Source organism: Alkalibacillus almallahensis, from assembly GCF_011761495.1.
GTDB lineage: Bacteria > Bacillota > Bacilli > Bacillales > Alkalibacillaceae > Alkalibacillus > Alkalibacillus almallahensis.
Genome location: NZ_JAASRU010000009.1, coordinates 38117 through 63841, shown reverse-complemented (window position 1 = coordinate 63841; position 25725 = coordinate 38117). Strand labels below are relative to the sequence as shown.

The 25725-nt window shown below is 40.1% G+C and carries 22 protein-coding genes and 1 riboswitch; of the genes, 7 read left to right on the top strand and 15 right to left on the bottom strand.

Annotated features, from left to right (window positions below):
- Nucleotides 1-138 precede the first annotated feature (138 nt).
- From FHR85_RS09200 to FHR85_RS09190, 3 genes are all read right to left on the bottom strand, one after another.
- Nucleotides 139-984 (bottom strand): DegV family protein, encoded by an 846-nt coding sequence (locus FHR85_RS09200; protein WP_167262593.1) that lies wholly within the window; start codon nucleotides 982-984, stop codon nucleotides 139-141.
- Nucleotides 985-1289: 305 nt separating this feature from the next.
- Nucleotides 1290-1976, bottom strand: coding sequence for a response regulator (locus FHR85_RS09195; RefSeq protein ID WP_167262592.1), 687 nt, complete (start codon nucleotides 1974-1976; stop codon nucleotides 1290-1292).
- Between the two features lie 170 nt (nucleotides 1977-2146).
- Entirely contained in the window at nucleotides 2147-3298 is a 1152-nt protein-coding gene (locus FHR85_RS09190) for a sensor histidine kinase (protein WP_167262591.1), read from the bottom strand.
- A gap of 209 nt (nucleotides 3299-3507) precedes the next feature.
- Between FHR85_RS09190 and FHR85_RS09185 the strand changes: the two genes are divergently transcribed.
- Nucleotides 3508-4146: a YigZ family protein gene (locus FHR85_RS09185; protein ID WP_167262590.1), complete on the top strand. Its 639-nt coding sequence runs from the start codon at nucleotides 3508-3510 to the stop codon at nucleotides 4144-4146.
- 500 nt (nucleotides 4147-4646) lie between these two features.
- Here the strand turns inward: FHR85_RS09185 and FHR85_RS09180 are convergent, their stop codons facing one another.
- From FHR85_RS09180 to FHR85_RS09165, 4 genes are all read right to left on the bottom strand, one after another.
- Nucleotides 4647-5126 (bottom strand): GtrA family protein, encoded by a 480-nt coding sequence (locus FHR85_RS09180; RefSeq protein ID WP_167262589.1) that lies wholly within the window; start codon nucleotides 5124-5126, stop codon nucleotides 4647-4649.
- A complete protein-coding gene (locus FHR85_RS09175) occupies nucleotides 5123-6247 on the bottom strand; it encodes a glycosyltransferase family 4 protein (RefSeq protein WP_167262588.1) in 1125 nt (374 codons plus the stop codon). Before FHR85_RS09175 ends, FHR85_RS09180 begins: the two co-directional genes overlap by 4 nt.
- A gap of 30 nt (nucleotides 6248-6277) precedes the next feature.
- On the bottom strand, nucleotides 6278-7426 hold the full coding sequence (locus tag FHR85_RS09170; protein WP_167262587.1) for an NAD-dependent epimerase/dehydratase family protein: 1149 nt from the start codon (nucleotides 7424-7426) through the stop codon (nucleotides 6278-6280).
- Nucleotides 7427-8066: 640 nt separating this feature from the next.
- A complete protein-coding gene (locus tag FHR85_RS09165) occupies nucleotides 8067-9563 on the bottom strand; it encodes an amino acid permease (RefSeq protein WP_167262586.1) in 1497 nt (498 codons plus the stop codon).
- A gap of 241 nt (nucleotides 9564-9804) precedes the next feature.
- Here FHR85_RS09165 and FHR85_RS09160 point away from each other — a divergent pair, with 241 nt between their 5' ends.
- The gene (locus FHR85_RS09160) at nucleotides 9805-10344 is read left to right on the top strand and encodes a hypothetical protein (protein ID WP_167262585.1); all 540 of its coding nucleotides are present in this window, start codon (nucleotides 9805-9807) and stop codon (nucleotides 10342-10344) included.
- A gap of 111 nt (nucleotides 10345-10455) precedes the next feature.
- Nucleotides 10456-10538, top strand: a riboswitch (cyclic di-GMP riboswitch).
- 20 nt (nucleotides 10539-10558) lie between these two features.
- Nucleotides 10559-10687 carry an anti-repressor SinI family protein gene (locus FHR85_RS09155; RefSeq protein WP_167262584.1) on the top strand — a complete coding sequence of 43 codons (129 nt, stop codon included), beginning with the start codon at nucleotides 10559-10561 and terminating at the stop codon, nucleotides 10685-10687.
- A gap of 29 nt (nucleotides 10688-10716) precedes the next feature.
- Here FHR85_RS09155 and FHR85_RS14575 read toward each other — a convergent pair whose 3' ends face one another.
- Nucleotides 10717-11151, bottom strand: coding sequence for an IDEAL domain-containing protein (locus tag FHR85_RS14575; protein ID WP_167262583.1), 435 nt, complete (start codon nucleotides 11149-11151; stop codon nucleotides 10717-10719).
- 192 nt (nucleotides 11152-11343) lie between these two features.
- On the opposite strand from FHR85_RS14575, the gene FHR85_RS09145 reads away from it, so the two are divergent.
- On the top strand, nucleotides 11344-12429 hold the full coding sequence (locus FHR85_RS09145; RefSeq protein ID WP_167262582.1) for an AI-2E family transporter: 1086 nt from the start codon (nucleotides 11344-11346) through the stop codon (nucleotides 12427-12429).
- A gap of 40 nt (nucleotides 12430-12469) precedes the next feature.
- Here FHR85_RS09145 and FHR85_RS09140 read toward each other — a convergent pair whose 3' ends face one another.
- The 3 genes from FHR85_RS09140 to FHR85_RS09130 are packed head-to-tail and all read right to left on the bottom strand — an operon-like array spanning nucleotide 12470 to nucleotide 14712.
- A complete protein-coding gene (locus FHR85_RS09140; RefSeq protein ID WP_167262581.1) occupies nucleotides 12470-13459 on the bottom strand; it encodes an ABC transporter permease subunit in 990 nt (329 codons plus the stop codon).
- Nucleotides 13449-14327 carry an ABC transporter ATP-binding protein gene (locus FHR85_RS09135; RefSeq protein WP_167262580.1) on the bottom strand — a complete coding sequence of 293 codons (879 nt, stop codon included), beginning with the start codon at nucleotides 14325-14327 and terminating at the stop codon, nucleotides 13449-13451. The genes FHR85_RS09140 and FHR85_RS09135 overlap by 11 nt, the downstream gene beginning before the upstream one ends.
- Nucleotides 14320-14712 (bottom strand): GntR family transcriptional regulator, encoded by a 393-nt coding sequence (locus FHR85_RS09130; protein WP_167262579.1) that lies wholly within the window; start codon nucleotides 14710-14712, stop codon nucleotides 14320-14322. Before FHR85_RS09130 ends, FHR85_RS09135 begins: the two co-directional genes overlap by 8 nt.
- 248 nt (nucleotides 14713-14960) lie before the next feature.
- Here FHR85_RS09130 and FHR85_RS09125 point away from each other — a divergent pair, with 248 nt between their 5' ends.
- Both FHR85_RS09125 and FHR85_RS09120 read left to right on the top strand, forming a co-directional pair.
- Nucleotides 14961-15770, top strand: coding sequence for a DUF4397 domain-containing protein (locus FHR85_RS09125; RefSeq protein WP_167262578.1), 810 nt, complete (start codon nucleotides 14961-14963; stop codon nucleotides 15768-15770).
- A 3-nt stretch (nucleotides 15771-15773) separates the two neighbouring features.
- Nucleotides 15774-16418, top strand: coding sequence for a class F sortase (locus FHR85_RS09120; RefSeq protein WP_167262577.1), 645 nt, complete (start codon nucleotides 15774-15776; stop codon nucleotides 16416-16418).
- A 65-nt stretch (nucleotides 16419-16483) separates the two neighbouring features.
- Here the strand turns inward: FHR85_RS09120 and proC are convergent, their stop codons facing one another.
- From proC to gltB, 3 genes are all read right to left on the bottom strand, one after another.
- The gene (proC, locus tag FHR85_RS09115) at nucleotides 16484-17275 is read right to left on the bottom strand and encodes a pyrroline-5-carboxylate reductase (protein WP_208379650.1); all 792 of its coding nucleotides are present in this window, start codon (nucleotides 17273-17275) and stop codon (nucleotides 16484-16486) included.
- Between the two features lie 198 nt (nucleotides 17276-17473).
- The gene (locus tag FHR85_RS09110) at nucleotides 17474-18961 is read right to left on the bottom strand and encodes a glutamate synthase subunit beta (protein ID WP_167262576.1); all 1488 of its coding nucleotides are present in this window, start codon (nucleotides 18959-18961) and stop codon (nucleotides 17474-17476) included.
- A gap of 21 nt (nucleotides 18962-18982) precedes the next feature.
- Nucleotides 18983-23497 (bottom strand): glutamate synthase large subunit, encoded by a 4515-nt coding sequence (gene gltB / locus FHR85_RS09105; RefSeq protein WP_167262575.1) that lies wholly within the window; start codon nucleotides 23495-23497, stop codon nucleotides 18983-18985.
- A 141-nt stretch (nucleotides 23498-23638) separates the two neighbouring features.
- Here gltB and gltC point away from each other — a divergent pair, with 141 nt between their 5' ends.
- On the top strand, nucleotides 23639-24544 hold the full coding sequence (gltC, locus tag FHR85_RS09100) for a glutamate biosynthesis transcriptional regulator GltC (RefSeq protein WP_167262574.1): 906 nt from the start codon (nucleotides 23639-23641) through the stop codon (nucleotides 24542-24544).
- Here the strand turns inward: gltC and FHR85_RS09095 are convergent, their stop codons facing one another.
- Nucleotides 24545-25390: a fumarylacetoacetate hydrolase family protein gene (locus tag FHR85_RS09095; RefSeq protein ID WP_167262573.1), complete on the bottom strand. Its 846-nt coding sequence runs from the start codon at nucleotides 25388-25390 to the stop codon at nucleotides 24545-24547.
- Between the last annotated feature and the right edge of the window lie 335 nt (nucleotides 25391-25725).

Here is a 25725-nt window from a genome sequence, read left to right as displayed (position 1 = left end):
AATAAATTATTTTTTACAAACTAGCCAGATTGTTAAACAATCTCGTGTGATTGTTTAACAATTGATCGAGATGATCTCACAATCTTAAATCAATTAAAAAACAGCTGAGCGCGCTCAGCTGTTTCCTGATCTTTCGAGTTAATTCATCCGGTACCATCCAAGTCCAATGCCGCCTTCACCTAAGTGCGTACCGATAACAGGGCCGAAGTAGCTTAAACTAAATTCAACATTCTGGAATTTCTCATCCAGTTCTTCCATCCAATTTTGCGCCAATTCTTCACGTTCGGCATGGATTACAACAGCGCGTATCTGATCAAATTGTTCAGCATCTTCAGCGAGTAAATTTTCCATCCGCTTATACGCCTTTTTGCTTGTCCGAATTTTTTCAAATGGGACGATTTTTGCCTCTTCAAAGTGCAGGAGCGGCTTCACTTGCAGCAAACTACCCACCATGGCCTGAGCACCCGTCAACCGTCCACCACGTGCAAGATGACTTAAATCGTCTACCATAAAATAAGCCCGCGTGCTGCCTTTCATCTCATATAATCGGTCCATAATCGCATCGACTGTCACGCCTTCATGCGCCATTTTTGCCGCTTCTAACGCGTAAAACCCTTGGACCATACAACTAATTTCTGAATCGAATGGATAAACTTCCAATCCATCGACCATATCACCAGCTGACATAGCCGCTTGATAAGTCCCGCTGATTCCACTTGATAAATGAACAGAAATCACTGCATCATAATCTTGAGCAATCTCCTCGAATATCGAAACAAAATCACCGACGGCAGGCTGACTCGTTTTCGGCAACTCTTTAGCTTCTATTACTTTGTTATAAAATTCGCTTGTTGTTATATCTATTAATTCGCGATAAGTTTCGTTTTCAAAAGTCACACTAAGCGGCACCATAAAAATATTCCATTTGTCACGTTCTTCTTGAGGTGTGTATGCCGTACTATCAGTTAAAACTGCAATCTTCATGCCAACTACCTCCCTCTACCATCCATTCTACAACACTATCTTTCCATTTGCACCGAAAATTTGAATCAACATTCATTTTGATTTTAGATTTTGGATCGGGATTGTTAAACAATGTCCTCACATTGTTTAACAATCCTCACCCTATATTTAACATTCTAGTCCTTTTGTTAGACAATATCGATTGATTATTTAACAATCGCACCACTTTATTAAACAATCCCCTCCAAATGTTTAACAATCTAAAAGTCGCATAACGCAAAAAACCCCTTACGCTTAGCAAGCGTAAGGGGTTACATGACATCACATTATCTAACTTGTACCCAGCCTTGTTTAATTGCAGTTACAACTGCTTGAGTACGGTCGTTGACGTTCATTTTTTGTAAAATGTTTGAGACGTGGTTTTTGACTGTTTTCTCACTAATATATAAGTCTTCTGAAATCCCGCGGTTACTACGGCCATCGGTCATCAGTTGTAAGACTTCACATTCACGGCGAGTAAGTAAATGAAGGGGTTTACGGTATTCGATATACTCGAATGCGACATCTGAATTATCAGTCGGTTCACCTGATAATCGACGGTATTCACGCAATAAATTATTTGTCACTTTCGGGTGAATGTAAGATCCGCCTTCGCTTACGATTTTAATCGCATTTACCAATTCTTCTGTATCCATTTCTTTTAACATATAACCTAATGCACCTGATTTAAGCGCATGCGTCACATACGACTCATCGTCATGAATCGACAAAATAATCACTTTCAAATCATTAAATTGATCGACTAATTGACGCGTCGCTTCGACACCATTTACTTCAGGCATATTAATATCCATTAACACAATATCTGGTTCGTTTTTTTTGATTGTATCAACGGCTTCTGATCCATCGCTAGCCTCTGCTACGACCTCGAAGCCTTCTTCAAATTCTAAGATTCGTTTAATTCCTTCACGGAAAAGTTTATGATCGTCAATTAAAACGATACGAGTTGACATGGTACTCCTCCTTCAACTGATACCTTTACTCAAGCCGTAAAATCTCCCTATAAATGTACAACCTATTATACTACAATTATCAGCTTATGGGTAATAATTCATACAAAAAAGTTAAAAATTTATTTAACATAATGAAATTTAGCTGATGATGGAAAGCCTATTCCATCATCTTACCCTTCGCCTTCACCTTGTACCGGTAATTGCATCAATACTTTTGTTCCTTGCCCGGATTGCGATTTCAATTCAATCGTACCACCAAGCATATCGACGCGTTCGCGCATACCTGTTAGACCAAATGATGATTCCTTTTCTGTTTCGATATCAAATCCTTTTCCATGATCAATCACTTGGACGTTGACTTGTTGAACAGTTTCTTCAAAAATGACTTCAATTAAGCTCGTATCAGCATGCTTGATGGCATTTTGTACGGATTCTTGAACTAATCGAAATACAGCTGCTTCAAATTTCTGATTATAACGTTTGTCACTTTCCTTCGCTTTAAATTCAACCTTAATTTCATGATAGTCCTCAACCGTCTTCAAATATTTTCGAAGCGTCGGCACTAAGCCAAGATCATCGAGTGCCATTGGACGAAGGTCATAAATAATTTTGCGCACTTCATATAAAGCGTTACGCACGAGCTCTTTCACTTCTTTAAGTTCCTTCGTCGCCTCATCAATGCCTCGTTCACGAAGCGTCTTCGTCACAATGTCTGAACGAATCATGACATTTGCTAGCATTTGGGCAGGTCCATCGTGTATATCTCTCGACAGTTTTCGACGCTCTTCTTCTTGGGCATCGATAATTTTAAGTCCAAAATTATACTTTTGATTAGCCTGAGTGAGCGCATCATTAACTTCCTGAAAGTCCTCGGTTAAATAATGCAACATGACGTTGATTTTACTCATCACATTTTCCGTGCGCGTAATATTCTCATCAAGTGCACGAATCCGATTCTCCAACTCATCACGTCGCTTAATCAACCCTTCTTCTTGTTGACGTTGAACGACAAGCTTCGTATGCAGCTCATAAGTCGTATTATACGTTTCCTGGACTTGCTCTTCACTATACTGCGAGAAGTTCTTGCTAACATCACTCAAACGCTGGCGCGATAACTTCAGCCTACGTTCAAGCTGGTCATTATCCATAATCATTTGATCGACTTGGTGACGAATGTCCTTCACTTCTTCTGCGAGCCTCTCTTGTTCTTGCCTAGAATGCTCACCTAAGTTAAAAATCTCTTCCTTACTATTCGAGACAACATTAACCATTTCATCGATGATTTTATTTAACATTTGATCTTGGTCTAAATTATTGGACATCGAAACTCCTCCATCATTCATACTATATCTTTCGGCTTGTTTTATAGATTCTTTGAGGGTCTTTATCAAATTTTTTATTCATTTTTTATAAAAATTCATGACAAAAGTCTTAAGTTCAAAAGGATTAATACATTTTTAAAAGTCATTCCCTCAATATTTGCCTGGTTAACCTTGTTTTTATATAATAGTTGGTTAGGAGGATGACTGACATGCTAGAAAATTATTTAACCGTTAAACAACAAGGTGAACACGAAATTATCATACAAAAGTCTCGTTTCATTGGTCATATTAAGGGTACTGAAACAGAAGATGAAGCACAAGCATTTATTAACCAAATAAAAAAAGAACATGCCAGTGCCACACATAACTGCTCAGCCTATATGATTGGTGAACAAAACTTAATCCAAAAAGCTCAAGATGACGGAGAACCAAGTGGTACAGCAGGAGTCCCCATGCTGGAAGTGTTAAAACAAATGGATATGAAAGATACGACCGTTGTGGTGACACGTTACTTTGGCGGGATTAAATTAGGTGCTGGAGGCCTTATCCGTGCTTATTCTAATGCGACAAGCGAAGCGATTCGAGCAGTCGGTGCTGTTAGACGTTCATTGATGCAAAATGTCATGATCCAAGCTGACTACGGCATGCTAGGCAAATTGGAGAACGAACTGCGCACACATGATTATTTAATCGACACGATCGATTACGCAGCAGCCGTCACTTTTCACGTCCTCGTCCCGATTTCCAATGCAGAAGACTTTAAAGGATGGATGATCAATTTAACCAGTGATCAAGTCACGATTAAAGACGGCGAAACCCAATATGTAGAACGAGATGTGGAAGTTTAACAATAACAGTTCGGCTCCACCCGTGTTTGAATTATGGTCCACCTATTGTTCGCCCCTTTTTGAGGGCAGTGTTTCATGTGTACATTTGATATGGTTGCGACAATAGCCATTCCTTTCTCACGTTTCAGTAACGTTAAAGCTTTTCAAGCCTGGCAACGCTTTGTTATGTTGTATATACACGGAACTCTTTTGTTTTGTTTTAGTAGTATAAAACAAACAAGGAGTTTGCGTACTTTTTTGTCTCATTAAACCGCTCAGTTGGTGTCAGGTGAGGAGCGTAGGTGGTGACGCCTGCGGGAACAGCACGTGTCTCGAGACCCCGCAGGCCATGCTTTTCGGCCGAGGAGGCTCGAGCCGTGCCCGCGGCAAGCATCCACCGAAAGCGGATCGCCTGACGCCAACGGCTGACATCAAACCCTCATGCTGAATTGTGTACCTACCCCAACAAATATATTAGATCCTAAAATATACTAGAGCCAACAAAAAACCACCAACATTGCTTACCGCAATTTGGTGGCTTTGTTTTGTTTACGTAATGATATTTGGTAATCTTTGAACACGTAATATTTAATCATGAAGAAGCTGGCGAGTGATGATGACGCCATGGCACTTCCTTTAGCGATATTATACGCCAACCATGCTGGAAACGCGAACAGGCCGAACAAGGCATTAATCGCAACGAAAATTAAGTTATTAACGCCCAGACTAATAATAGCCTGAATAATAAACCCTAAGCGTTGGCGTTTAGCGCCACTAGAAGTACGGTTAAACGTAATAGACGCATTCCATAAATAGCTATTTAACACAGATAACGAGTAAGCTGTTGTATTAAACAGAATCAACGTTAACGTGTCGGTAGTCGGAAAAAGAATCAAAAGTAGATTCAGTACGCCGATATCAATCGCGGCATTCGAACCACCAATAACGCTAAATTGGAAAAACTGCTTAATACCACTTTTTCGTTTCTTTTCTTCTGTCATGAGGATCCCTTCTTCTGTGCGACAACGCGGTGGTAGATATCAAGGGCTTGTTGTGATTGACGATCCCAACCCATTTGTTGGATATCCGCATAAGCTGTCTCACTTAAGCGTTGACGTAACGACTCATCTTCTAATTTTCTGACCGTTTTCACAAAGTCATTGTTACTTGATGGATCATACAACAAACCTTGTTTCTCATCAGTAATTTGTTCTTCAGTTGGGCCACTTTTGGCTGCGACTACAGGTAAACCTGCTGCCATTGCTTCGGAAAGCACTAAGCCTAACGTTTCTGTGGTCGATGGGAAGACGAATACATCAGCTGATGCATAGGCACTAGCTAGTTCTTCGCCATGCAAAAACCCAGTAAATACTGTATTTGTACCAGCAAAATATTTTTCTAATTCGCCACGATGCGGTCCATCACCAACGATTCCCAACACAAATTGATCAGAATAATCAAGTACATGACGAATTTTTTCAATTTCCTTCTCAGGCGCGAGCCGACCGACAAACAGTAATAAGGTTTTATCAGTTTGACCACCTGATAACCTGTCGCGCATGTCAAGGCTCTCGTAATCAGGATTGAAAAATTCCGTATCGACACCACGTTCCCACACTTCAACATTGTGGAAATCATGCTCATCAAGTTCCTGCTTCACGACATTCGATGTGCATAGATTAAGATCGGCTTTGTTATGCAACTTTCGAAAATACCACCATAAGAGTGGCTTAAATATCGAGACATTATAATAATCCGCATAACGTGGCACTTGTGTATGATATGACGCGACTAATGGATAATTCAACTTATTTGCATAGTGTACCCCAGAAGCGCCAACGAATGCAGGATTAACGACATGAACAATATCTGGGTCTTGCTCTTCAATAATCGTGCGCACATTTTTCGAAGGAAACGCAAATAATTTTGAACGGTAAAACAAGAATTTCCTTGCAGGTACACCTATAATCTGCGCTCCTTCAAATTCATTAACACCTAAATCTGGGGCTACTACCGTTACATCATGACCCTGTTTCATGAAATAACGTATACTATGCGTTAATCGGGTCACAACGCCATCTGTTGCTGGTAGAAATGTTTCTGTGATGATGAGTATATGCATAACAAGTCCGTCCTTTATCCTATGCGCCTATTATTTCCACGTTACAGTTGGCAAGATATTGTCTTTAATGACGCGATCTTTATGAGCAACAACTGCATGTAAGATTTCTCGAATAACATCTTCGTCTAATAAATATGGCTCTAATCCTAAGTCTTGTAATTTCGTGTTTACAGCGTGGTAGAAATGATCTTCTGCTTCAATACGAGGGTTATCTAAATGTGTGATATTCGTATCTAAGCCTTCTTCTTTCGCGACTTTTTGTACTTTTTCAGCTAATTCTTGCACTGAGAAGTATTCTGTGAATTGGTTAAAGACGCGGAATTCGCCACGATCAGCTGGATTCTCCGCTGCAATTTCGATACAACGTACGGTATCACGAATGTTCAAGAATGCACGTGTCTGACCACCTGAACCATAAACCGTGATATCTTCGCCGACAGTTGCTTGAATAATGAAACGGTTAAGGGCTGTACCATATACACCGTCATAGTCAAGGCGATTCGTTAAAACAGGATCCATTAATGTTTCATCTGTTTCTAAACCATACACAATGCCTTGGTTAAGGTCTGTCGCGCGAATGCCCCAAATTTTACAAGCAAACGTAATGTTATGGCTATCATGTACTTTTGATAAGTGGTAGAAAGAACCTGGTTGCTTCGGATACGGCAGTGTATCTTTGCGACCTTTGTGTTCAACTTCAATATACCCTTCTTCGATCGGAATATTCGGTGTACCATATTCACCCATCGTACCTAATTTGATCAGGTGACAATCCGGAACAATTTCACGAATACCGTAAAGCACATTCAACGTACCTGTCACGTTGTTTTCTTGCGTATACACAGCGTGTTCACGATCAATCATCGAATATGGAGCTGAGCGCTGTTCAGCAAAATGAGCAAACGCATCTGGCTTTTCAGTCTTAAGCACTTGTTTTAGAAAATCATAATGCGTCAGATCGCCTTCGTACACGCGGATCTCCTTACCTGTTAGCTCTTTCCACTTCGCCACACGCTCGTCCAACGATGTAATCGGTGTTAACGAATTCGAATGAAGTTCTTGGTCAATATCTCGTCTTACATAGTTGTCGATAATTGATACATCATGGCCTTGCTTAGATAAATATAACGCGGTTGGCCACCCACAAAAACCATCTGCACCAGCAACAATGATATTCATAATTCTTTCCGCCTTTCTTATTTAAATCACTTTTTAATTAGATAAAACATATTTCACAATCATTATCATAACATTCATAAGCAAGATTTCAATTAGTATCTAGTAATAAAGAAGGAATGATATAAATTTGTCAAATATTTTGGAAAAAACAAGGGTATTAAAGTAATCAAACCCCTTCATTCTATCAACTAAAATCTGCTTTGAACATCCAAAATTCGTGACCATTTTGTCTTATTATAACTGATTAATTATAATTTGGACTAATTTAACCAAAAACTTTAAAAAATCTTTACTTTATTATAAAACCCATAAATAATTCAACACTTTATTAGTCTAAAGATGAAAATACACTTTTTAATCGAATTTAGATTGATCTAACTATTTAATAATGAAAATTTATAAATGACAAAGGCCCGCATCTATAAAAAGGATCATTTCGCACAAAAAAACCGCCCATCCCTATGAGATGAGCGGCATCAAAAAGATAGCGTCTTAATAACCTTATGATCGAGGTTAACTTCATTTTATTATAGACCTATAATATTTACAATGTCACATTCATTGAAAAATAAATCAAAAATCCCATGTTTAGTGACCTAAAAATTGTCGACATTGTTCAACTTTTTATAACTATTCTAATCTAGAATTCTTCATCATCTTCTTTTTTCAACTTATATTGGTCTTCTCCTAAGATTAAATAAGCCAATTCATCTCGTGTATATTTAGATAACTCGCGACGGCGTCCAATGTAGAAAATCGCACCTAGTACAACCCAGACGATTAACGCAATAAAGGACTCTTGTCCAAGCGCAGCTGGTGAAGCTGGGTATAGCAATAATATTAAGAATGCAATACTTGATACCATACCAATAATTGTCACAACTTTTCGCCACGGTGAAATAATATGCAACTCTGGATTATAATCATGTGCTTGATCATTCCATCTTAATAACTTATAAGCTGTGTAAGTGGTATAGAAATAAGCAATGGATACACCAACCGAAGACATATTCACGATCCAGCCAAGTACATCGCGACCAAACCACGGCGCAATAATCGAAATGAGGGCCGCAAATAAAATCGCATAAAACGGTGTGTTATGCTGCTTGTGTAAACGCGCGAACATATCTGGAAGGACTTTACCACGCGCCATAGCAAATAAAACTCGGCTTGCTGAAATTAAAAAGCCATTTAAACCAGTGAAAATACCCATTGATAAGGCTGTTGCTAAAACAATTAAACCAGCTGTTCCCATCACTTCTTCGACCACAACACCTGTGCCCCATGAATGGTTCGCACCTGAAAGCTCTTGCCATGGCATAGCGACACCTGTAGCCACAATCATCATTGAATAAATCGCTGCTGCAAATAAAATCGCTAGCACGATTAATGATAAAGCTTTTTTCGATGAGAACTTAAATTCTTCTGCTGCTTGTGGAACGTTATCGAAACCGACATAAGCAAATGGCGCAATAGCTACCATGGTCAGAATCGCCGATAACGCTGTCATATCTGGCTTAAAGACAGGTGTTAAATTACTGAATGATGTGTCTCCGCTTGAAGTCATACCAATTGTAATCGTTAGTACACCTAATATTAAAACAGCTACAAAAATAAACTGCATACGACCCGAAATCGTCGAGCCACGAATATTTAAAAATGCAAAAATACCAATTAATAATGTCGTAATTATAATTTCTGTTAAATAAACTTCCCAGCCTGCTATTTCATATAGCTTTGCCTGTTCGATGAAATCCGGGAAGATGAATTTCAACATTAATGAAAAGGCTGTCGCATTTAACGCTACGATACATATGTAACCAAGCGTTAAAAACCAACCACTAATATACGCATGCGTCCGGTTCAATCCTAAGAAGGCGTAGGCAAATTCCCCACCTGATACAGGATATCCTCGAATAAGCACACCATAGCTAATCGCAATGACGATCATAAGTAGCGCTCCGATTGTTAGGCCTAAAATAACGCCTAACGGACCAGCATCGCCCATCCAGTTTGCTGGCATAACAAATGATGCCCAACCAATAGATGACCCGAGCGCAATGGCCCAAACCCAATGAGGTTTTAATGTTCTGTCTAATTTCTGACGTGTTAGTGATTTGTCTGACCTTCCACTCACGACTAAAAACTCCTTTTCGTATTAGAATGTTAAAGTATTACGCAAGTCATTGTCGCACACTAAATGAATAATAGGAAATCTCTGATAACCTTGTCTGTGCTAGTACGAGCAAGTATGAATGACTTGTGTGCATTATTTTTTGAAAATGTCGCAAAATATCAAAAAATGCACGCAAAATACCACAAGTATAAAATGATTGACCAAAGGTAAGGATGGAAGTAAAAAAGTTAGGTGACTCATGATGCGCTGGATTGGCTTACTCTTGTTTTCAATCATTATCTTCCCTTTTTATCTTCTTACTACACATGTTTTTGATAACTTTTCATTAAATAACTCAGAACAAATTGAAGAACCGGAACCTCAATCAATCACTACAACGACAGAACGTACTCTAAATGCTTCGGAACACAAGCCTGTCACAACTGTTAGCTCTTCTGACAAAATCAAAACAGAATACATAAACAAACTCAATCAACTAGAAGAATCTGTTTGGGAAGAAATCAACCAATTAGAGCAGCAAGCGGAATCTGATCTTACAAGTACAAGTAACGCAATCAAAAGAGGAGCAGTTCTTTTAAAATATGAACGAAAAGCACGGGAAATTGAAGAAGAAACTGACGAACAATTCACTGAACTTATGCAAGAATTAAAGCATAATGTCCAATCAGATCAAACGGGTCAGCACCTGTCACAAGAATTAAAATCGGAATACGAAGACCGTAAATCAAAACTAAAGTCATCCATATACAAGGAAGTGAATGCGTTTCTTAGTGAATCGTGATGAAGGTACGCAGATTACTGCGAACCCTAAGAAAACATGTTGAAACTTTTGGATGGATTGGGGGTAGCCAGTCTAAATATCAGAGGGTAAACTATACTTAATAAATCAAGAACGTGCTAAAGGCAAACCTTCTGAAAAGTTGGGACGCAAAGCTTTTGGTCTACGGGGAAACCTAGGATTGCAAGGCTGCCACCATGTGAATGGGGGAACGAAAATGAGGCAAGCAGCACCAACTTCGTTACGTTATCTTGATCAAGAATGGATTGAGCTGATCAAAATGGCTAAAGCACACGGCATTGAAAAAGAAGACATTCAGCAATTTTTAAAACATAAACCAAAATAATGGGATGGCGACCTCGCCATCCCTTTTCGTTACTTATAATACTTTATTAATGCGTTAAACATCTCTTCGTCTCGATTTTCTAAGGCTTGATCAATTAATCGCATGTAATTTTCATGCTCTAGTGTTGTAATTACAGCCAATAACTCTTCTTCCGATACTTCGCAAGCAGCTGAATTTAATCGTTTGATGAGCTCGTTCACATATGTTTCAAACTGTTCAAATGCCATTAATTGATATAGTGGTAACGTCATGTATTCCTTACCATGTTGAAACACAAATTGATCATCTGTATTGACAATCTGTTCGCTACGTCGATCGATAATAATTTCACGTGCTTCTAAGGGAATAAAATGATAAGTCTTGCCATGATGTTCAATCGAAAAATACTGAAACGCTAAAATAATCCTTAAATAAGTCTCATCTCGTTTGACATAATAAGGCTTTAACATTTTTACCGATTGCACCGCCACCACCCCCACTCAGAATAATTTTTGAAAATTCTGTGTATTATAATTATGCACTATTTTTCAGAAAAATTAAAGCGATTTGACAAAATTTTTATATAAAAATCTTATAAACTGTTTTAAACTACGATATAATGGGAAATAATTGCTATGTTAATAGTATGAATTAGTGATAAAGAAGGTGACATGATTATGCCAAACGGGAAATGGTTTCGTATCGGATACGGACTGATTATAATCTTACTCATTGTCTTCCTATCAACAAAAGTAAGATTCATTTTCGAACCGATTTTTGTTTTATTTCAAACATTATTTATTCCTATTATTATTGCGGGTATTCTCTATTATTTAATTCGGCCACTCGTCGATTTCGCATCGAAATACATACCGCGGCCATTGTCTGTATTAATCGTTTTTTTAACCGGTATTGGAATTGTGACAGGGCTGATTATGCTGATCGCTCCAGAATTAGAACGACAATTTAACAACTTAGCCAACTCGCTTCCTGATTTAATTGATGATGCCAACCAAATGTTACTCAATATACAAGCAAGCGATTGGTTCTCACGCATTTCACCTGAAGAAGATGCGATCACGAATTTCTTTAACAATTTAGAAAGTAACTTAGATCAAATTCTTTCGCAGATCGCTTCACAAATCACAGAGTATCTTGGTCTCATTGCGAACGTTTTAATTACAATCATTGTGGTACCGTTCATTTTATTTTACTTACTAAAAGATGGTGAACTCCTACCACGTCGAATCATTGGTTTCTTACCTAAGCGTTATAAAGATGAAGCAGTGGAAATTTTAGATGACATGGATTCAGCCCTTAGTTCTTATATTCAAGGGCAAATTATCGTTAGTTGCTTTGTCGGTGTGCTCGTTTATATCGGTTACACGATTATCGACTTACGATTCTCGCTAATTTTAGCCGTTGTAGCGCTTTTAACGAACTTCATTCCATTTATCGGCCCATGGATTGGGACGCTTCCAGGTGTGGTTGTTGGTTTACTCGAATCGCCGTTTCAGGCACTACTTGTCATCATCATAGTAGTCGTCATTCAACAGATTGAAAGTAATCTTATTTCACCCCAAGTTATGGGTAAAAAATTACAAGTCCATCCGATTACGATTATATTCCTGTTGCTGTTTGCCGGTAGATTTGGTGGTATCTTAGCGATGATCATCGCCGTACCAACTTACGCGGTTATTAAAGTAATCGTCAGTCACATCTACCGGATTATCAAACTAAGGAATAAAGATTCATTTGAATGAATAAGACCCTCTAGCTCAGGCTAGAGGGTCTTGTTTATGTTTAAGCTCTATTAAGCAATCGTTTCGTGATTTTCCATGAAAAGAATAGGAAAATCGCAGCACCAATCCAATATAAGATTAGAGCAATCGTCATCCCTGAATTATAAGGTGCAATAGATGAAACAAGCATGCCACCTAACAACACACTACAAAGCGGAATGCCGACTAAGAAAATCGGATGCAACGAACGATACGTAATAAAATCACCTGTATATTCTGATGGCGCTTTAATAAACAATAGCAAACCAGCTACCGATGCGATAATTAAAGCTACAATCGGTGTCCAGACTGACAATTGATCATACATATACGGGGATAAATACATAAACCAAAATATGTCCGTCACCACTGGTTCAAAATTACCTGAATTTAATTGACCCCCATGAATATAAACGAGTTGACTAATTAACATAAATAAGCCTTGCGGTAAGAACAAGAAAATAAATGTTAAGGCAATTTGCGATTTGATTTCACCTGTGATCGATCCAATCATCATTGAAAAGGCAAAAATAAACGCGTATGCCGCTAAAGGCATGATAAAGACTTCCCATAAATCAACATTCGATAATAAGGAACTAAACTCTGATTGTGAGATGACCAATACCGCTAGCAAAAATGATATGGTAAAACTTAATACAATGGATAACATCCCGAATACGTACTTCGTTGCAAACATTTGCTGACGCGAAAAAGGCAATGCCATCGAAAAATCATGACGTTTCGTACTTTTTTCCAAGCCGATTAAGAAGCCAGCAAGCAAGATCACAAGACCAATAGCTATCACACCGAATACATCTGGTGAAAATAAACCATTTATTTCATTAACCTTATTTTGCTCCCAAAAAGTCGGATTTTCTTCAGCCATTGTGCGCCATGTGTCCAAACTCATCACGGCATTCAAAAAATAACTTAATAAAAATACGATGAGTACACTTACACTAATTAACACATTATGCTTCCACTCTTTCATCCATAGTGCTTTAGGAAACATATAAGTCACCTCCTAATTTCGCCACGAACACGTCTTCAAGCGTCAGTGGTAGCTCTTCAAATAAAATCGGATTATACTGTCGTAATACCGCTTCATTTTCCTCATCATTTTCTTTAATCAACACAACGCCAACACGCCCTGATTGACTCAACACATCCATATGTTCTTGAATATCACTTGGAAATGCATCATGATAGGCTACTTGTACTTTCTTATATTGTTGCTTTAACTCTTCCATCTCCACTTCTGATTCAACCGTTCCATCTTTAAGAACGACGATATGATCAGCCATTTTCTCAAGTTCATCTAGACGGTGAGATGAAATAATGACTGAGACATCTTGCTTGGATACTTCTTCAGCAATAAATTGAAGAATGTCCTTCTTAATAATGACATCTAAGCCATCTGTCGGTTCGTCTAGCAGTATGTACTGCGCATTAGTCGCAAACGCTAGAATTAGAGAAAATAACGCTTTTTGCCCTTTCGACATTTGTTTAATTTTACCTGTCTTCTTGAAATTGAATTTATCGAGCAATTGGTAATAATAGTCTTCATCAAATGATGGATAAACCGTTTTGTAAAACTTCACAATTTCTTTGACAGAATAAGCTTTCAAGGCATCTGTCGAATCAGGAACAAATACAATGTTTTGCTTAATATCTGGTTCACGATAAACACTTTTACCATCTACTGAAATTGAACCTTTATCAGCATGGATAATTCCTGATATCATTCGGAGTAATGTCGTTTTCCCAGCTCCATTACGACCAACAATGCCTGTGATTGTCCCTGGTTGGACTTGGAAATTAACTTGATCTAATATACGCGTTCGATCAAGCGATTTGGTCACATTATTAACTTTAATCATCAGACTCTCTCCCTTCTTCTTTAAAAAACTCTTCGATCCACTGCTTTAGCTCCTCTTTAGTCATACCAGCTTGCACGGCTTTTACGAACAAAGCCTCTGCTTGTTCTTTCAAATGTCCCACTTCCTTTTCTTTCACAAGTTCTAATACATCTTCCGCAATAAACGTTCCTTTACCTCGATAAGTCACAAAAATTCCCTCACGCTCTAATTCTTTATACGCTTTACTCACTGTATTGGGATTGACCGTTAATTGCGATGACATTTCTCGAACGGAAGGTACTTGATCACCTGCAACCACAACTCCCTGTAACACTCGGCGTTTTACTTCATATATGATTTGTTCATAGATCGGCTGATTACTAGTTGGGTTTAAAATAATATGCACATCATCACCTCATTTCTCTGTGTATTAAGTGTACTACATTGAATAGTACAGTTGCAACAGTTAATTAAAACAAGTTTATTTATACAAAATTGATACAAAATCTACAGAAACAAAGAGATGAAAGATTGATATAAACACTCAATTATTAAAAAAATTATGATTTTTTCAACATTCGAGTTTCGAAAAATATAATCGGGGTATTGTCTAATTAAGTTACACAAATACTATACACTGAGGAGTGGATGAATTTGAAAAAAGTTTTTATTTTATTGGTAACTGCTGTGATGTTGTCGTCGGTCTTTGCGATAGGAGCTCTAGCCGACAATCATGATTCAAGCGACGCAATGGTTCGCATCGTACACGCTTCACCAGATGCACCAGCTGTTAATGTTTATGTAAATGGAGAAGCAACAGTAGAAGGTGCAGCTTTTAAAGACGCTACTGATTATATGAACTTACCAGCTGGAGAACATGATGTTGCGATTTACCCAGCTGAAGCAAACGGCGAAGGTGACCCGGTTATTTCTCAAACCTTAACGATTGAAGCTGGCGAAGCTTACACAGTCGCTGCTGTCGGTATGTTAGATAACTTGAGCTTAAAGGTAGCAAGTGATTCAATGAGCGTGTCAGAAGGGATGAGTAAAGTGCGCGTAGGCCACTTATCACCAGATGCACCAATGGTTGATGTGGGTGTAATAGACGGTGATGCGTTATTCAGTGGCGCTTCTTTCCCTGCAATTACCGATTACCAAGAGCTTGAAGCTGGCACTTATGACCTTGAAGTTCGTACAGAAGATGGAACACAGGTACTTGACCTGTCTGGTACAACACTAGAAGAAAACACTGTTTATAGTGTCTTCGCAGTGAATACAGCAGACAGTTTAGAAGCGTGGGTCTTAACGGACTACACGATGATGCCAAGTGAAATGCCACAAACTGGTATGGGTGGCGCTCAATCTGACATGAATAACATGTTCATGATCGGCCTAGGTACTGTTCTAGCAGGGATTGTTGTAGCAGGCATCGCGATCAATCGTAAGAATTCTTACCAGGCGTAAACGATGAAAACGAACAGAATCTTATTTATCTTAGCGATCCTCCTGATTTCAGGGGGATCCACTTTCATCTTTGCTTCTATGGATGAAAGCGCCACTAATTCAACACCTTATGTGAAACCTGCTGACGATCTCACGTTCCATAAACAGCTCACATCGTTCGATCAAACCGAAGCTATTAACGAAGAAAACAAGCAAGTTTATCCCGAACCGATTACGCCTACACACATCGAAATTCCTGCAATCGGCGTCGATGCTTCTATTAACGCAACAGGGCTTGATGACAATAATGAAATGATTGTCCCTGACAATGGCGAAGATGTCGCTTGGTTTGAACCAGGAAGCCAACCAGGATCAACAGGGAACGCTGTGTTAGCTGGCCACGTTGATGACTACACAGGTCCTGCCGTATTTTTCGACTTGGAAGACCTGAATCCTGGCGATGAGATTATCATTACGGATAAAAAAGGTGAATCATTGACCTTTGTCGTCGATCAACTAAAATCTTACCCGAAAGATAAGGCGCCACTAAGACAAGTCTTCGGACCAACTAATGAAAGAAGTCTCAATCTCGTCACTTGTACAGGTTTATACAATCAATCGATCGAAGAACATGAAGAACGCTTAGTCGTCTATACAACCCTCAAATAATTCAAAAGCCGACATATAGTTGTCGGCTTTTTTGCGTAAAAAAAAGCCTGCCACTCGGGCAAGCCTTATTTCCCTGAACATTTATCCATCGCTTGTATAATTGCAGCTCGAAAGCCATTTTGTTCGAGAGCGTCTACAGCTTTAATCGTTGTTCCACCTGGTGTACAGACTTGATCCTTTAATTCACCAGGATGTTTATCTGTATCAAGCACCATCTTAGCGGCCCCTAACAAGGCTTGTGCCGCATATTGATAAGCTTCCTCACGCGGAATGCCCTGTTTGACCGCGCCGTCAGCTAATGCTTCGATAAACATATAACCATAAGCTGGCGAAGAACCGCTAATCGCCGGAATGGCATCCATCATCTTTTCCTCTACTTGATCTGAGCGACCGTATAGTGAAAATAAATCATGAATCAACTGAATTTCATCATCTAGCACATGCTCATTTGCACAAAACACAGTCATGCCTTCACCAACGAGGGATGGCGTATTTGGCATCGAACGTATAATTTTCGTTTCCTTCCCAAAAGCCAGTTCAATATCTTTCATCCGCACACCAACCGCAATCGTTACAATAATGGTATTCCGATTAATATCTTTACGAATTTCTTCAATAACATGTGGATATACATGTGGCTTCACTGCTAAGAATAAAATATCGCTCTCACTCGCCACACGGCGGTTATCATTACTAATGTCAACTTGGTACTTTTCCTTCACATGATCGATTGTTTCTTCTGTGACTGCAGACGCATGTATTTGCTCGGGCGCGATTCCACCATACTGAATCATGCCGTTCATAATCGATTGCGCCATCTTGCCACTTCCAATAAAGCCAATCTGCTGGTCTATCATGCTTTCCACCTCCGTTTATTACTATCCTTCTATGTTCATCATTATAATACCCTTGTCAAATTGAGTTTAGCACAAATACCGAACAAGTCGTACCATTTAGGTCAGGTGTTGAATGATTAACACTCCCTCTGCTCAATCACATTGAGATATCATCTATAATGTAACTTATAAAAAAAGCTGACAACCTAAATTAGGTTATCAGCTCGTCATTTGTTCACTTTCCACTGTTAAATAGTCACCCACTTGCTCGGCAACTTCTCGACCTTCTCGAATAGCCCAAACCACTAAGCTTTGGCCACGTCTCGCATCACCTGCCGCAAAGACATGTTCGTCACTTGTGCGGTAATCATTAGTGCCATCGACAGTCCAAATACGACCGCGCTCATCTAGTTCTAAACCGAAATGATCAAGCACTTCACGTTCTGGTCCTGTAAATCCAATTGCCACAAAGACTAAATCGGCTTCCCACACTTCTTCTGTTCCTGGAAGTTCTTTCGTGACTAATCGACCATTTTCTTCGACCTTTTCCACACGAACCGTTCGTAACGATTTAACATTTCCCGCTTCATCCATATCAAACGCTTTCGTTAAAATTTCATACTGACGTGGGTCTTCATCATAAGCCTCGACTGATTCCTCGTAACCATAATTTAACTTAAATGTCATTGGGAATAAAGGCCATGGATTATCGTCTTCACGCTCATCAGGGTTTGCAGGGTGCTTACCAAACTGGACAACACGGTTACATTCTTGTCGTAAAGCTGTTGCCACACAGTCCGCCCCTGTGTCACCTCCGCCAATAACGATGACATTCTTACCACGAGCATGAATCGACGCTTGATCTGGATCTGTTTCTAATGCTTTTGTTGAGTCTTTTAAATAGTCCATCGCGAAATGAATGCCTTGGCTGTCACGATTGTCAGCTGGAACGTCACGGTGTTGCTGCGAACCAGTGCATAGAATAACCGCGTCGTAATCCGCTTTTAATTGCTCGCGTGTGATATCTTCACCGACTGCTGTGTTACAAACAAATGTAACGCCTTCAGCTTCAAGTAATTCTACACGACGCTCTACTGTTTCTTTATCCAATTTCATATTCGGGATGCCGTACATCAACAAGCCACCTGCACGGTCATCTCGTTCATAAACGGTAACCGTATGCCCTTGTTGATTCAATTGATCAGCCGCTGCTAAACCTGCAGGACCTGAACCGACAATCGCAACATGTTTGCCAGTACGTACTTCAGGCAGGTTCGCTTGTTCCCAACCATTTTCGAAACCACGTTCTATGATTTCATTCTCGATTGTTTTAATTGCGACTGGATCATCATTAATCGCTAATGTACATGATCCTTCACAAGGAGCTGGGCAGACACGACCTGTAAATTCAGGAAAGTTATTTGTTTCTTTTAAACGTTCAAATGCATGCTGCCAGTCACCTTCACTGACTAACTCATTCCATTCTGGGATGAAGTTATTAACCGGGCAACCAATATCCGATTGATTAAAACTAACACCTGTATGGCAGAATGGCGTTCCACAATCCATACAACGCGCGCCTTGTTTTTGCAATTCATCTTCGTCTAATCGGATGGTATATTCTTCCCAATCTTTAATTCGCTCAATTGGGTCACGGGTTGCTTGATCTTGTCTTGAAAACTCCATAAATCCTCGTAAATAACTCATCAAAACACCTCCTCACACTCGTTATTGCACGACTGTATCGGTTTCTTCTTCACGTTCTTGACGTAATTTTTCTTTATATTCTTCTGGAATGACTTTAACAAATTGTTGAACGACTTCATCCCAGTGATTTAGTAAATACTTCGCTCGCTTACTTCCAGTCATTGCGAGATGATTTTCAAGCATGACTTTCAATTCGTCTTGTTCTTCCGCTTCAGCTACTGTTTCAAATAAGACCATCTCATGATTGGACTTCGCTTTAATCTCTTCCATATCTGAATTCCAAATATAAGCGATTCCACCAGACATACCTGCCGCAAAGTTCTTACCAATCTCACCTAAAATCGCGACACGGCCACCTGTCATATACTCACAACCATTATCGCCAACACCTTCGACAACAGCGTGAACGCCACTGTTTCTGACAGCAAAACGCTCACCTGCTGCCCCGTTAACATAGGCTTCGCCACCTGTTGCACCAAAGAATGTCACGTTACCAATAATAGTCTCGGCCATGCGATGAACAGAAGGTGGGTTATGAGGCGTAATGGCAATCTTACCGCCTGACAATCCTTTACCAACATAATCATTCGCGTCACCAGTCACGCTCATCGTAATACCTTTCGGTAAAAAGGCTCCGAAACTTTGACCGGCTGAACCTGTGAAATTGAGATTGATCGTATGATCTGGTAAGCCCGCTTCACCATAGCGTTTTGTTACCTCGTGACCTAATTCTGTTCCTACTGTTCGGTCCGTATTGGAGATTGGTAAATCAAGAGTCGTTTGTTCTTGATGATCAAGACTTGCTCGAACGTTCGGGATAATTTCAGTTTGATCAATATGCACTTCATCATACTGGCTAATCGTAGGGCGTTCCCGTTTAAGCCAAGCATCATCTGAATGTTGCAATAATGGATCTAAATCTAGCTGTTTCGCTTTATGATGCGACGCTTTACGCGGATGAACTTTCAATAAGTCAGTACGACCAATCATTTCATCTAGTGAATGAATACCCAGTTGCGCCATGATTTCGCGCATTTCCTCAGCGATAAAGGTCATATAATTAACGACATGATCTGCTTGCCCGTTAAATTTCTTGCGCAAATCTGGATCTTGTGTCGCAATTCCAACAGGACAAGTATCTAAATGACAAGCTCGCATTAAAATACAGCCGAGTACAACCATAGGTGCTGTTGAAAAACCATATTCTTCTGCACCTAATAGTGCAGCTTTCACGACATCTTTCCCTGTCATTAATTTACCGTCCGTTTCTAAACGAACTTTTTCACGTAAATTGTTTAATACTAGAGTTTGATGCGCTTCCGCTAAACCGAGCTCCCACGGCAAACCAGCATGACGGATACTTGTTTTCGGTGAAGCCCCTGTACCGCCTTCATAACCACTAATTAAGATGACGTCAGCTTTACCTTTGGCGACACCTGCTGCAATCGTTCCAACACCTGTTTTCGAAACGAGCTTCACGTTAACTCGCGCATTCGTATTTGATTTCTTCAGGTCGTAAATCAATTGCGCTAAGTCTTCAATGGAATAAATATCATGGTGTGGCGGTGGTGAAATTAAACCGACACCTGGTGTGGATTTACGGACATTTGCAATCCAAGGGTGCACTTTCTTACCTGGCAAATGGCCCCCTTCACCTGGCTTCGCGCCTTGTGCCATCTTAATCTGCAGCTCATCCGCATTACTTAAATAATAACTCGTCACGCCAAAACGACCTGAAGCAATCTGTTTAATCGCACTACGTCTTAAATCACCATTCTCATCAGGTGTAAAACGATCCGGGTCTTCGCCACCTTCACCACTATTACTTCGACCACCAATTCGGTTCATCGCAATCGCTAAAATCTCATGAGCTTCTTGACTTAAAGCGCCGTAAGACATAGCACCAGTTTTAAACCGTTTAAAAATCTGTTCGACTGGTTCCACTTCTTCTAGCGGAATTGCGTCACGATCGTCATCATTAATTTCAATCAAGTCACGTAAAAACGTTACTTTTTCTTCCTCTATTAATTCAGTAAACTGTTGATAGCTTTTCGCGTCATTCATCCGAGCCGCGTGTTGTAAAGTATGAATCGTTTTCGGGTTGAACGCATGATGTTCACCATCACTACGCCACTGCATAGCACCACCCGAAGGCAGTGTTTTCCGTGTTAATGGATACGCCATGCGATGACGCGTCAAGCTTTCTTCGGCGATTGTCTCTAAATCGATGCCACCTAGCTTCGACGCTGACCCACGGAAATACTTCTCCATCACGTCTTCGCTTAAACCAATCGCTTCAAAAATTTGCGCACCACGATAACTTTGAATGGTCGCGATACCCATTTTCGACATCACTTTCACAATACCTGATGTCGCTGCATCACGGTAACGGTCAAAGGCTTCATGGACCGACAAATCATCGATATACTGATCGTCAATTAGCTTTTCGATCGAACGATACGCTAAATACGGATAAATCATATCAGCACCAAATCCGATTAACGTCGAAAACTGGTGGACGTCTCTAGCTTCAGCTGTTTCAACGATTAAACTTGCTTTCGTCCGTAATCCTTTTTCAACAAGATAATGATGCAAACCACTGACTGCTAATAGTGACGGGATTGCGATTTGCTCAGCTGATTGACCACGATCGGACAGCGTAATCATGGAAACACCTTGATTAATCGCCCGTTCGACACGTTTAAATAATTGATCCAATGCAGGCTCTAATCCTTTAGCTCCTTTTTCAACTGGATAACAAATCGATACTTTTTCAAATCGAAAGTCACTGCGGGAGTTATGAATAACCGCATCGAATTCAGCCTTCTTTAAAATCGGCGTATACAAGCGAATTCGCTTGCAATGCTCAGGACCATCATCAAGCACATTGTGTTTAGGCCCTAAATAAGATGTAGTCGACGTAACTAGTTTCTCACGAATCGCATCGATCGGTGGGTTTGTGACTTGGGCAAATAATTGTTTGAAATAATTAAATAATAGTTGCGGTTGTTCGGATAAGACAGCAAGCGGCGTGTCATTCCCCATCGAACCAATCGGATCACGTTTTTCGGTGACCATAGGCATTAAGTTTTTCATCATTTCTTCTTTCGTATAACCATTAGCCAACTGGAAATGAAGCAATTCTGTTTCATCGACCTCTTCATCTTGGCGCCCCATCGGCAAACCACTCAATTGAACTAATGAGTCATTAAGCCACTGGCGATAAGGACGTTTCTCCGCTAATTCACGCTTCACTTCATCACTATAACTCACTGTATGATTCTCTAAATCTATTAAAATCATTTGACCTGGACCGAGCTTACCTTTTTCGACAATGCGGTCAGGCTCAATATCTAGTACGCCAACTTCAGAAGAATAGACGATTCGATTATCATCCGTAATATAATAACGCGCAGGACGCAATCCATTACGGTCAATCGACGCCCCAATTTGACGACCGTCTGTATAAGCAATTGCAGTCGGACCATCCCAAGGTTCCATCAGACAGCTTAAATACTCATAGCATGCACGTTCAGGGTCACTCATATCATCGTTTAAGTCCCATGCTTCTGGCACCATCATCATCGCTGTTTCAGGAAGTGACCGGCCGTTCATAACGAAATATTCAAACGCTTGATCGAGCATCCCACTATCACTCGATGATTCATCAATGACAGGTAGCAAATCTTTATGACGTTGGCGGTAAACATGCGATGTTGCTGCCGTTTCGCGCGCTTTCATCCAATTCACATTACCTGTAATCGTATTAATTTCACCGTTATGCATCAACATACGGTTCGGATGCGCTCGCTCCCACGACGGGAAAGTATTGGTACTATAACGCGAGTGCACGAGACCGAACGATGTCTTGGCACGATCATCTGACAAATCTAAATAAAACGTCTCAAGTTGCTCTGGCGCAAGCATCCCTTTATACACAATCGTCCGCGGGGATAAACTCGCAATATAAAAGGGGCCGTCTTGTACCGTTTCATCTGCTTCAATTTGCTTTTCAATAATCCGACGAATCAAATACAAGTCGCGCTCAAAGTAAATTTCACGTCCCGTTTCGTCAGACTTTCTAATAAAAATTTGTTCTATATAAGGTTGATTATGACTTGCACTTTCCGAAATAACACTCGAATCGACCGGAACATCACGCCAAGCGATCACATGATGACCTTCATTTTCTACGACATTATTGAACATCGTTTTAATCGCTTCACGTTTCGTATCATCCTGCGGTAAGAAAACCATCCCAACCGCATAATTACCTTTCTCAGGTAACATTTCATTCCATTGTTGACGATATAATTCATCAGGAATTTCAAGCATTAAGCCGGCGCCGTCACCTGTATGACCATCAGCACCACGGCCACCTCTATGATCTAACCGTTTTAAAATCGTAATTGAATCGTTTATCATCTGATGAGTCGAAACACCGTCTATTTGTGCCACAAAGCCAATACCACACGCATCATGTTCCTCGCGCGGATTATAAAGATCTTGTTTAGCTGGATAACCTGTTTGAATCATCGTGTCACCTCATCTTTCGGTCGTAAAAATTTTCAGAAGAATGTTATTTCTATCATAGTCCTTTTCTGTTATGCTTTCAATATATATATTCGATCAAAACGATCGCAAATTGAGATGAAGCGCTTACAAAGGTTGATAGATATGGAGTTAAGACAACTAAAATATTTTATAAAAGTGGCCGAATTAGAACATGTTAGTGAAGCTGCAGCGGAATTACATGTCGCTCAATCAGCAGTGAGTCGACAAGTGGCGAACTTAGAAGAAGAGCTTGGCGTAGATCTATTTATTCGTGGTGGGCGGAAAATTCGATTAACCCCTGTCGGTGAGGTTTTTCTTGAACGAATTAAGTCAGCGATGACGGAAATTGAAAATGCAGAACGTGACGTGCGCGAGTTTTTAAACCCTGAATCAGGTACGATTCGTCTCGGCTTTCCGACCAGTCTAGCGGCAAAGACCTTGCCAAAAGTGATTGCAGCTTTTCGAAAAGAGCATCCACAAATCGGCTTCCAACTTCAACAAGGGACAGTTCATGAGTTAATCGAAGCCGTAAAAGTTGGGCAAATTGATTTAGCGTTCACATCTCCTGTGCCGCTCAACCATGCTGAAGTAAAAGGGGATATCTTTTTCACGGAAAATATTCAAGCGGTTTTACCAAAGACACACCCTTTCGCAAATTATGAGCATTTGCGATTAGATCAGTTACGACACGAACCATTTGTGTTGTTTCGCCAAGGTTATATCATGAGGGATTTAGTGGTAAATGCATGTCGGCAAGTTGGCTTTGAACCTCGAGCTGCTTTTGAAGGTGAGGATATCGACACGATTAAAGGCCTAGTGTCTGCCGGATTAGGAGTTAGTTTGCTTCCTGAAATTTCACTACAAGAACGCCGCAACCAAGACACGGTAATCTTAAATATAGTTGAACCCAATATGACCCGTACCATTGGCATGGTGCGACCTAAACACCGTGAAGTCGCACCATCTGAGCAAGTTTTCTATGATTTTCTCATTAACTATTATCAAAAACTCAACCAATTCGGCTGGTAGTTACTCAATGGAATTGACGAGTTGACCAATTTGTTCGATCTCAATTCTTACTGAATCACCTGGATTTAAAAACTTCGGGGGATCAAACCCTTTCCCCACACCACTCGGCGTCCCTGTGGCAATCACATCACCTGGTTCTAGCGTCATCCCATCTGATAAGGTTGCGATCAAGTGACGTACATCGAAGATCATTTGTGATGTATGCCCGTCTTGGCGCAATTCATCGTTAACATAGGTTTGCAATGCGAGGTTATGAACATCATCTATTTCATCAGGCGTTACAATCGATGGACCAAAAGGCGCAAACGTATCGAGTGATTTACCACGGAAAAATTGTTGATGCTTCTTTTGCAAATCACGAGCGGTAATATCATTTAACAACGTATAACCAAACACATAATCTAACGCGTCAGCTTCTGTAATATTCTTACCTTGCTTTCCAATAACCACGGCTAATTCGCCTTCATAATCTAATTGCGACGTTGTTTGCTGATGTGCATCGACAGGTGTGTTCGGCCCTATAACCGCACTTGGTGATTTGGTGAAAATGACGGGGTGATCAGGAATTTGCGAAACATCCTGATTAGTCATTTCTAATGCATGCTCACGATAGTTTTTGCCAATACACATAATGTTTTTCTTCGGACGAAACGGTGCAAGCAAAGTCACATCATGACGAGAGATATGTTGATTAATTTCTTCATTAATATTCAGCTCATCATAATTTTCGATCACGGCATCTAATGTCGGAAAAATGCTTAACAACTTCTCAGAATAATAGATCCCATCATCCGCTTCAATTCCCCATAAATATTGTTGATTGTATTCAAAACTCACAAAACGCATCACATTTCCTCCAAACGTCAAGTATCTTAGTCATAGTTTAGCATGATTAGCTGTCGATCTGTTAATCATAACGTCTTTTTTATACGAATCATTACTTGGTTTGTCGATATTCTTCAAAATCTGATTTTATGTTTGGGAAATCGACTTATTTCCCGGGCAATAATTTTGTAAAGTTGATGGTATTTTGCAAAACTCGATGGAAAATGTCATAAAGTCGATGGTATTGCGCCAGAACTCGATGGAAAATGACACTTTCTCGATGGTAACCCACCACATACGGTGGTAAGACCGACCCCATTAGTCGATGAAAAATGTCCATACAAAAACCTGCACAC

Coding starts and splice junctions, on each gene's coding strand:
- FHR85_RS09180 (WP_167262589.1), bottom strand. CDS start 5,126: ATGACAGAAGAAAAGAAACGAAAAAGTGGTATTAAGCAGTTTTTCCAA.
- FHR85_RS09140 (WP_167262581.1), bottom strand. CDS start 13,459: ATGTTTCCTAAAGCACTATGGATGAAAGAGTGGAAGCATAATGTGTTA.
- gltC (WP_167262574.1), top strand. CDS start 23,639: ATGGAGTTAAGACAACTAAAATATTTTATAAAAGTGGCCGAATTAGAA.
- gltB (WP_167262575.1), bottom strand. CDS start 23,497: ATGATTCAAACAGGTTATCCAGCTAAACAAGATCTTTATAATCCGCGC.
- FHR85_RS09200 (WP_167262593.1), bottom strand. CDS start 984: ATGAAGATTGCAGTTTTAACTGATAGTACGGCATACACACCTCAAGAA.
- FHR85_RS09185 (WP_167262590.1), top strand. CDS start 3,508: ATGCTAGAAAATTATTTAACCGTTAAACAACAAGGTGAACACGAAATT.
- FHR85_RS09170 (WP_167262587.1), bottom strand. CDS start 7,426: ATGAATATCATTGTTGCTGGTGCAGATGGTTTTTGTGGGTGGCCAACC.
- FHR85_RS09190 (WP_167262591.1), bottom strand. CDS start 3,298: ATGTCCAATAATTTAGACCAAGATCAAATGTTAAATAAAATCATCGAT.
- FHR85_RS09175 (WP_167262588.1), bottom strand. CDS start 6,247: ATGCATATACTCATCATCACAGAAACATTTCTACCAGCAACAGATGGC.
- FHR85_RS09195 (WP_167262592.1), bottom strand. CDS start 1,976: ATGTCAACTCGTATCGTTTTAATTGACGATCATAAACTTTTCCGTGAA.
- FHR85_RS09095 (WP_167262573.1), bottom strand. CDS start 25,390: ATGCGTTTTGTGAGTTTTGAATACAATCAACAATATTTATGGGGAATT.
- FHR85_RS09135 (WP_167262580.1), bottom strand. CDS start 14,327: ATGATTAAAGTTAATAATGTGACCAAATCGCTTGATCGAACGCGTATA.
- FHR85_RS09155 (WP_167262584.1), top strand. CDS start 10,559: ATGAGGCAAGCAGCACCAACTTCGTTACGTTATCTTGATCAAGAATGG.
- proC (WP_208379650.1), bottom strand. CDS start 17,275: ATGATAGACCAGCAGATTGGCTTTATTGGAAGTGGCAAGATGGCGCAA.
- FHR85_RS09145 (WP_167262582.1), top strand. CDS start 11,344: ATGCCAAACGGGAAATGGTTTCGTATCGGATACGGACTGATTATAATC.
- FHR85_RS09110 (WP_167262576.1), bottom strand. CDS start 18,961: ATGAGTTATTTACGAGGATTTATGGAGTTTTCAAGACAAGATCAAGCA.
- FHR85_RS09120 (WP_167262577.1), top strand. CDS start 15,774: ATGAAAACGAACAGAATCTTATTTATCTTAGCGATCCTCCTGATTTCA.
- FHR85_RS09160 (WP_167262585.1), top strand. CDS start 9,805: ATGCGCTGGATTGGCTTACTCTTGTTTTCAATCATTATCTTCCCTTTT.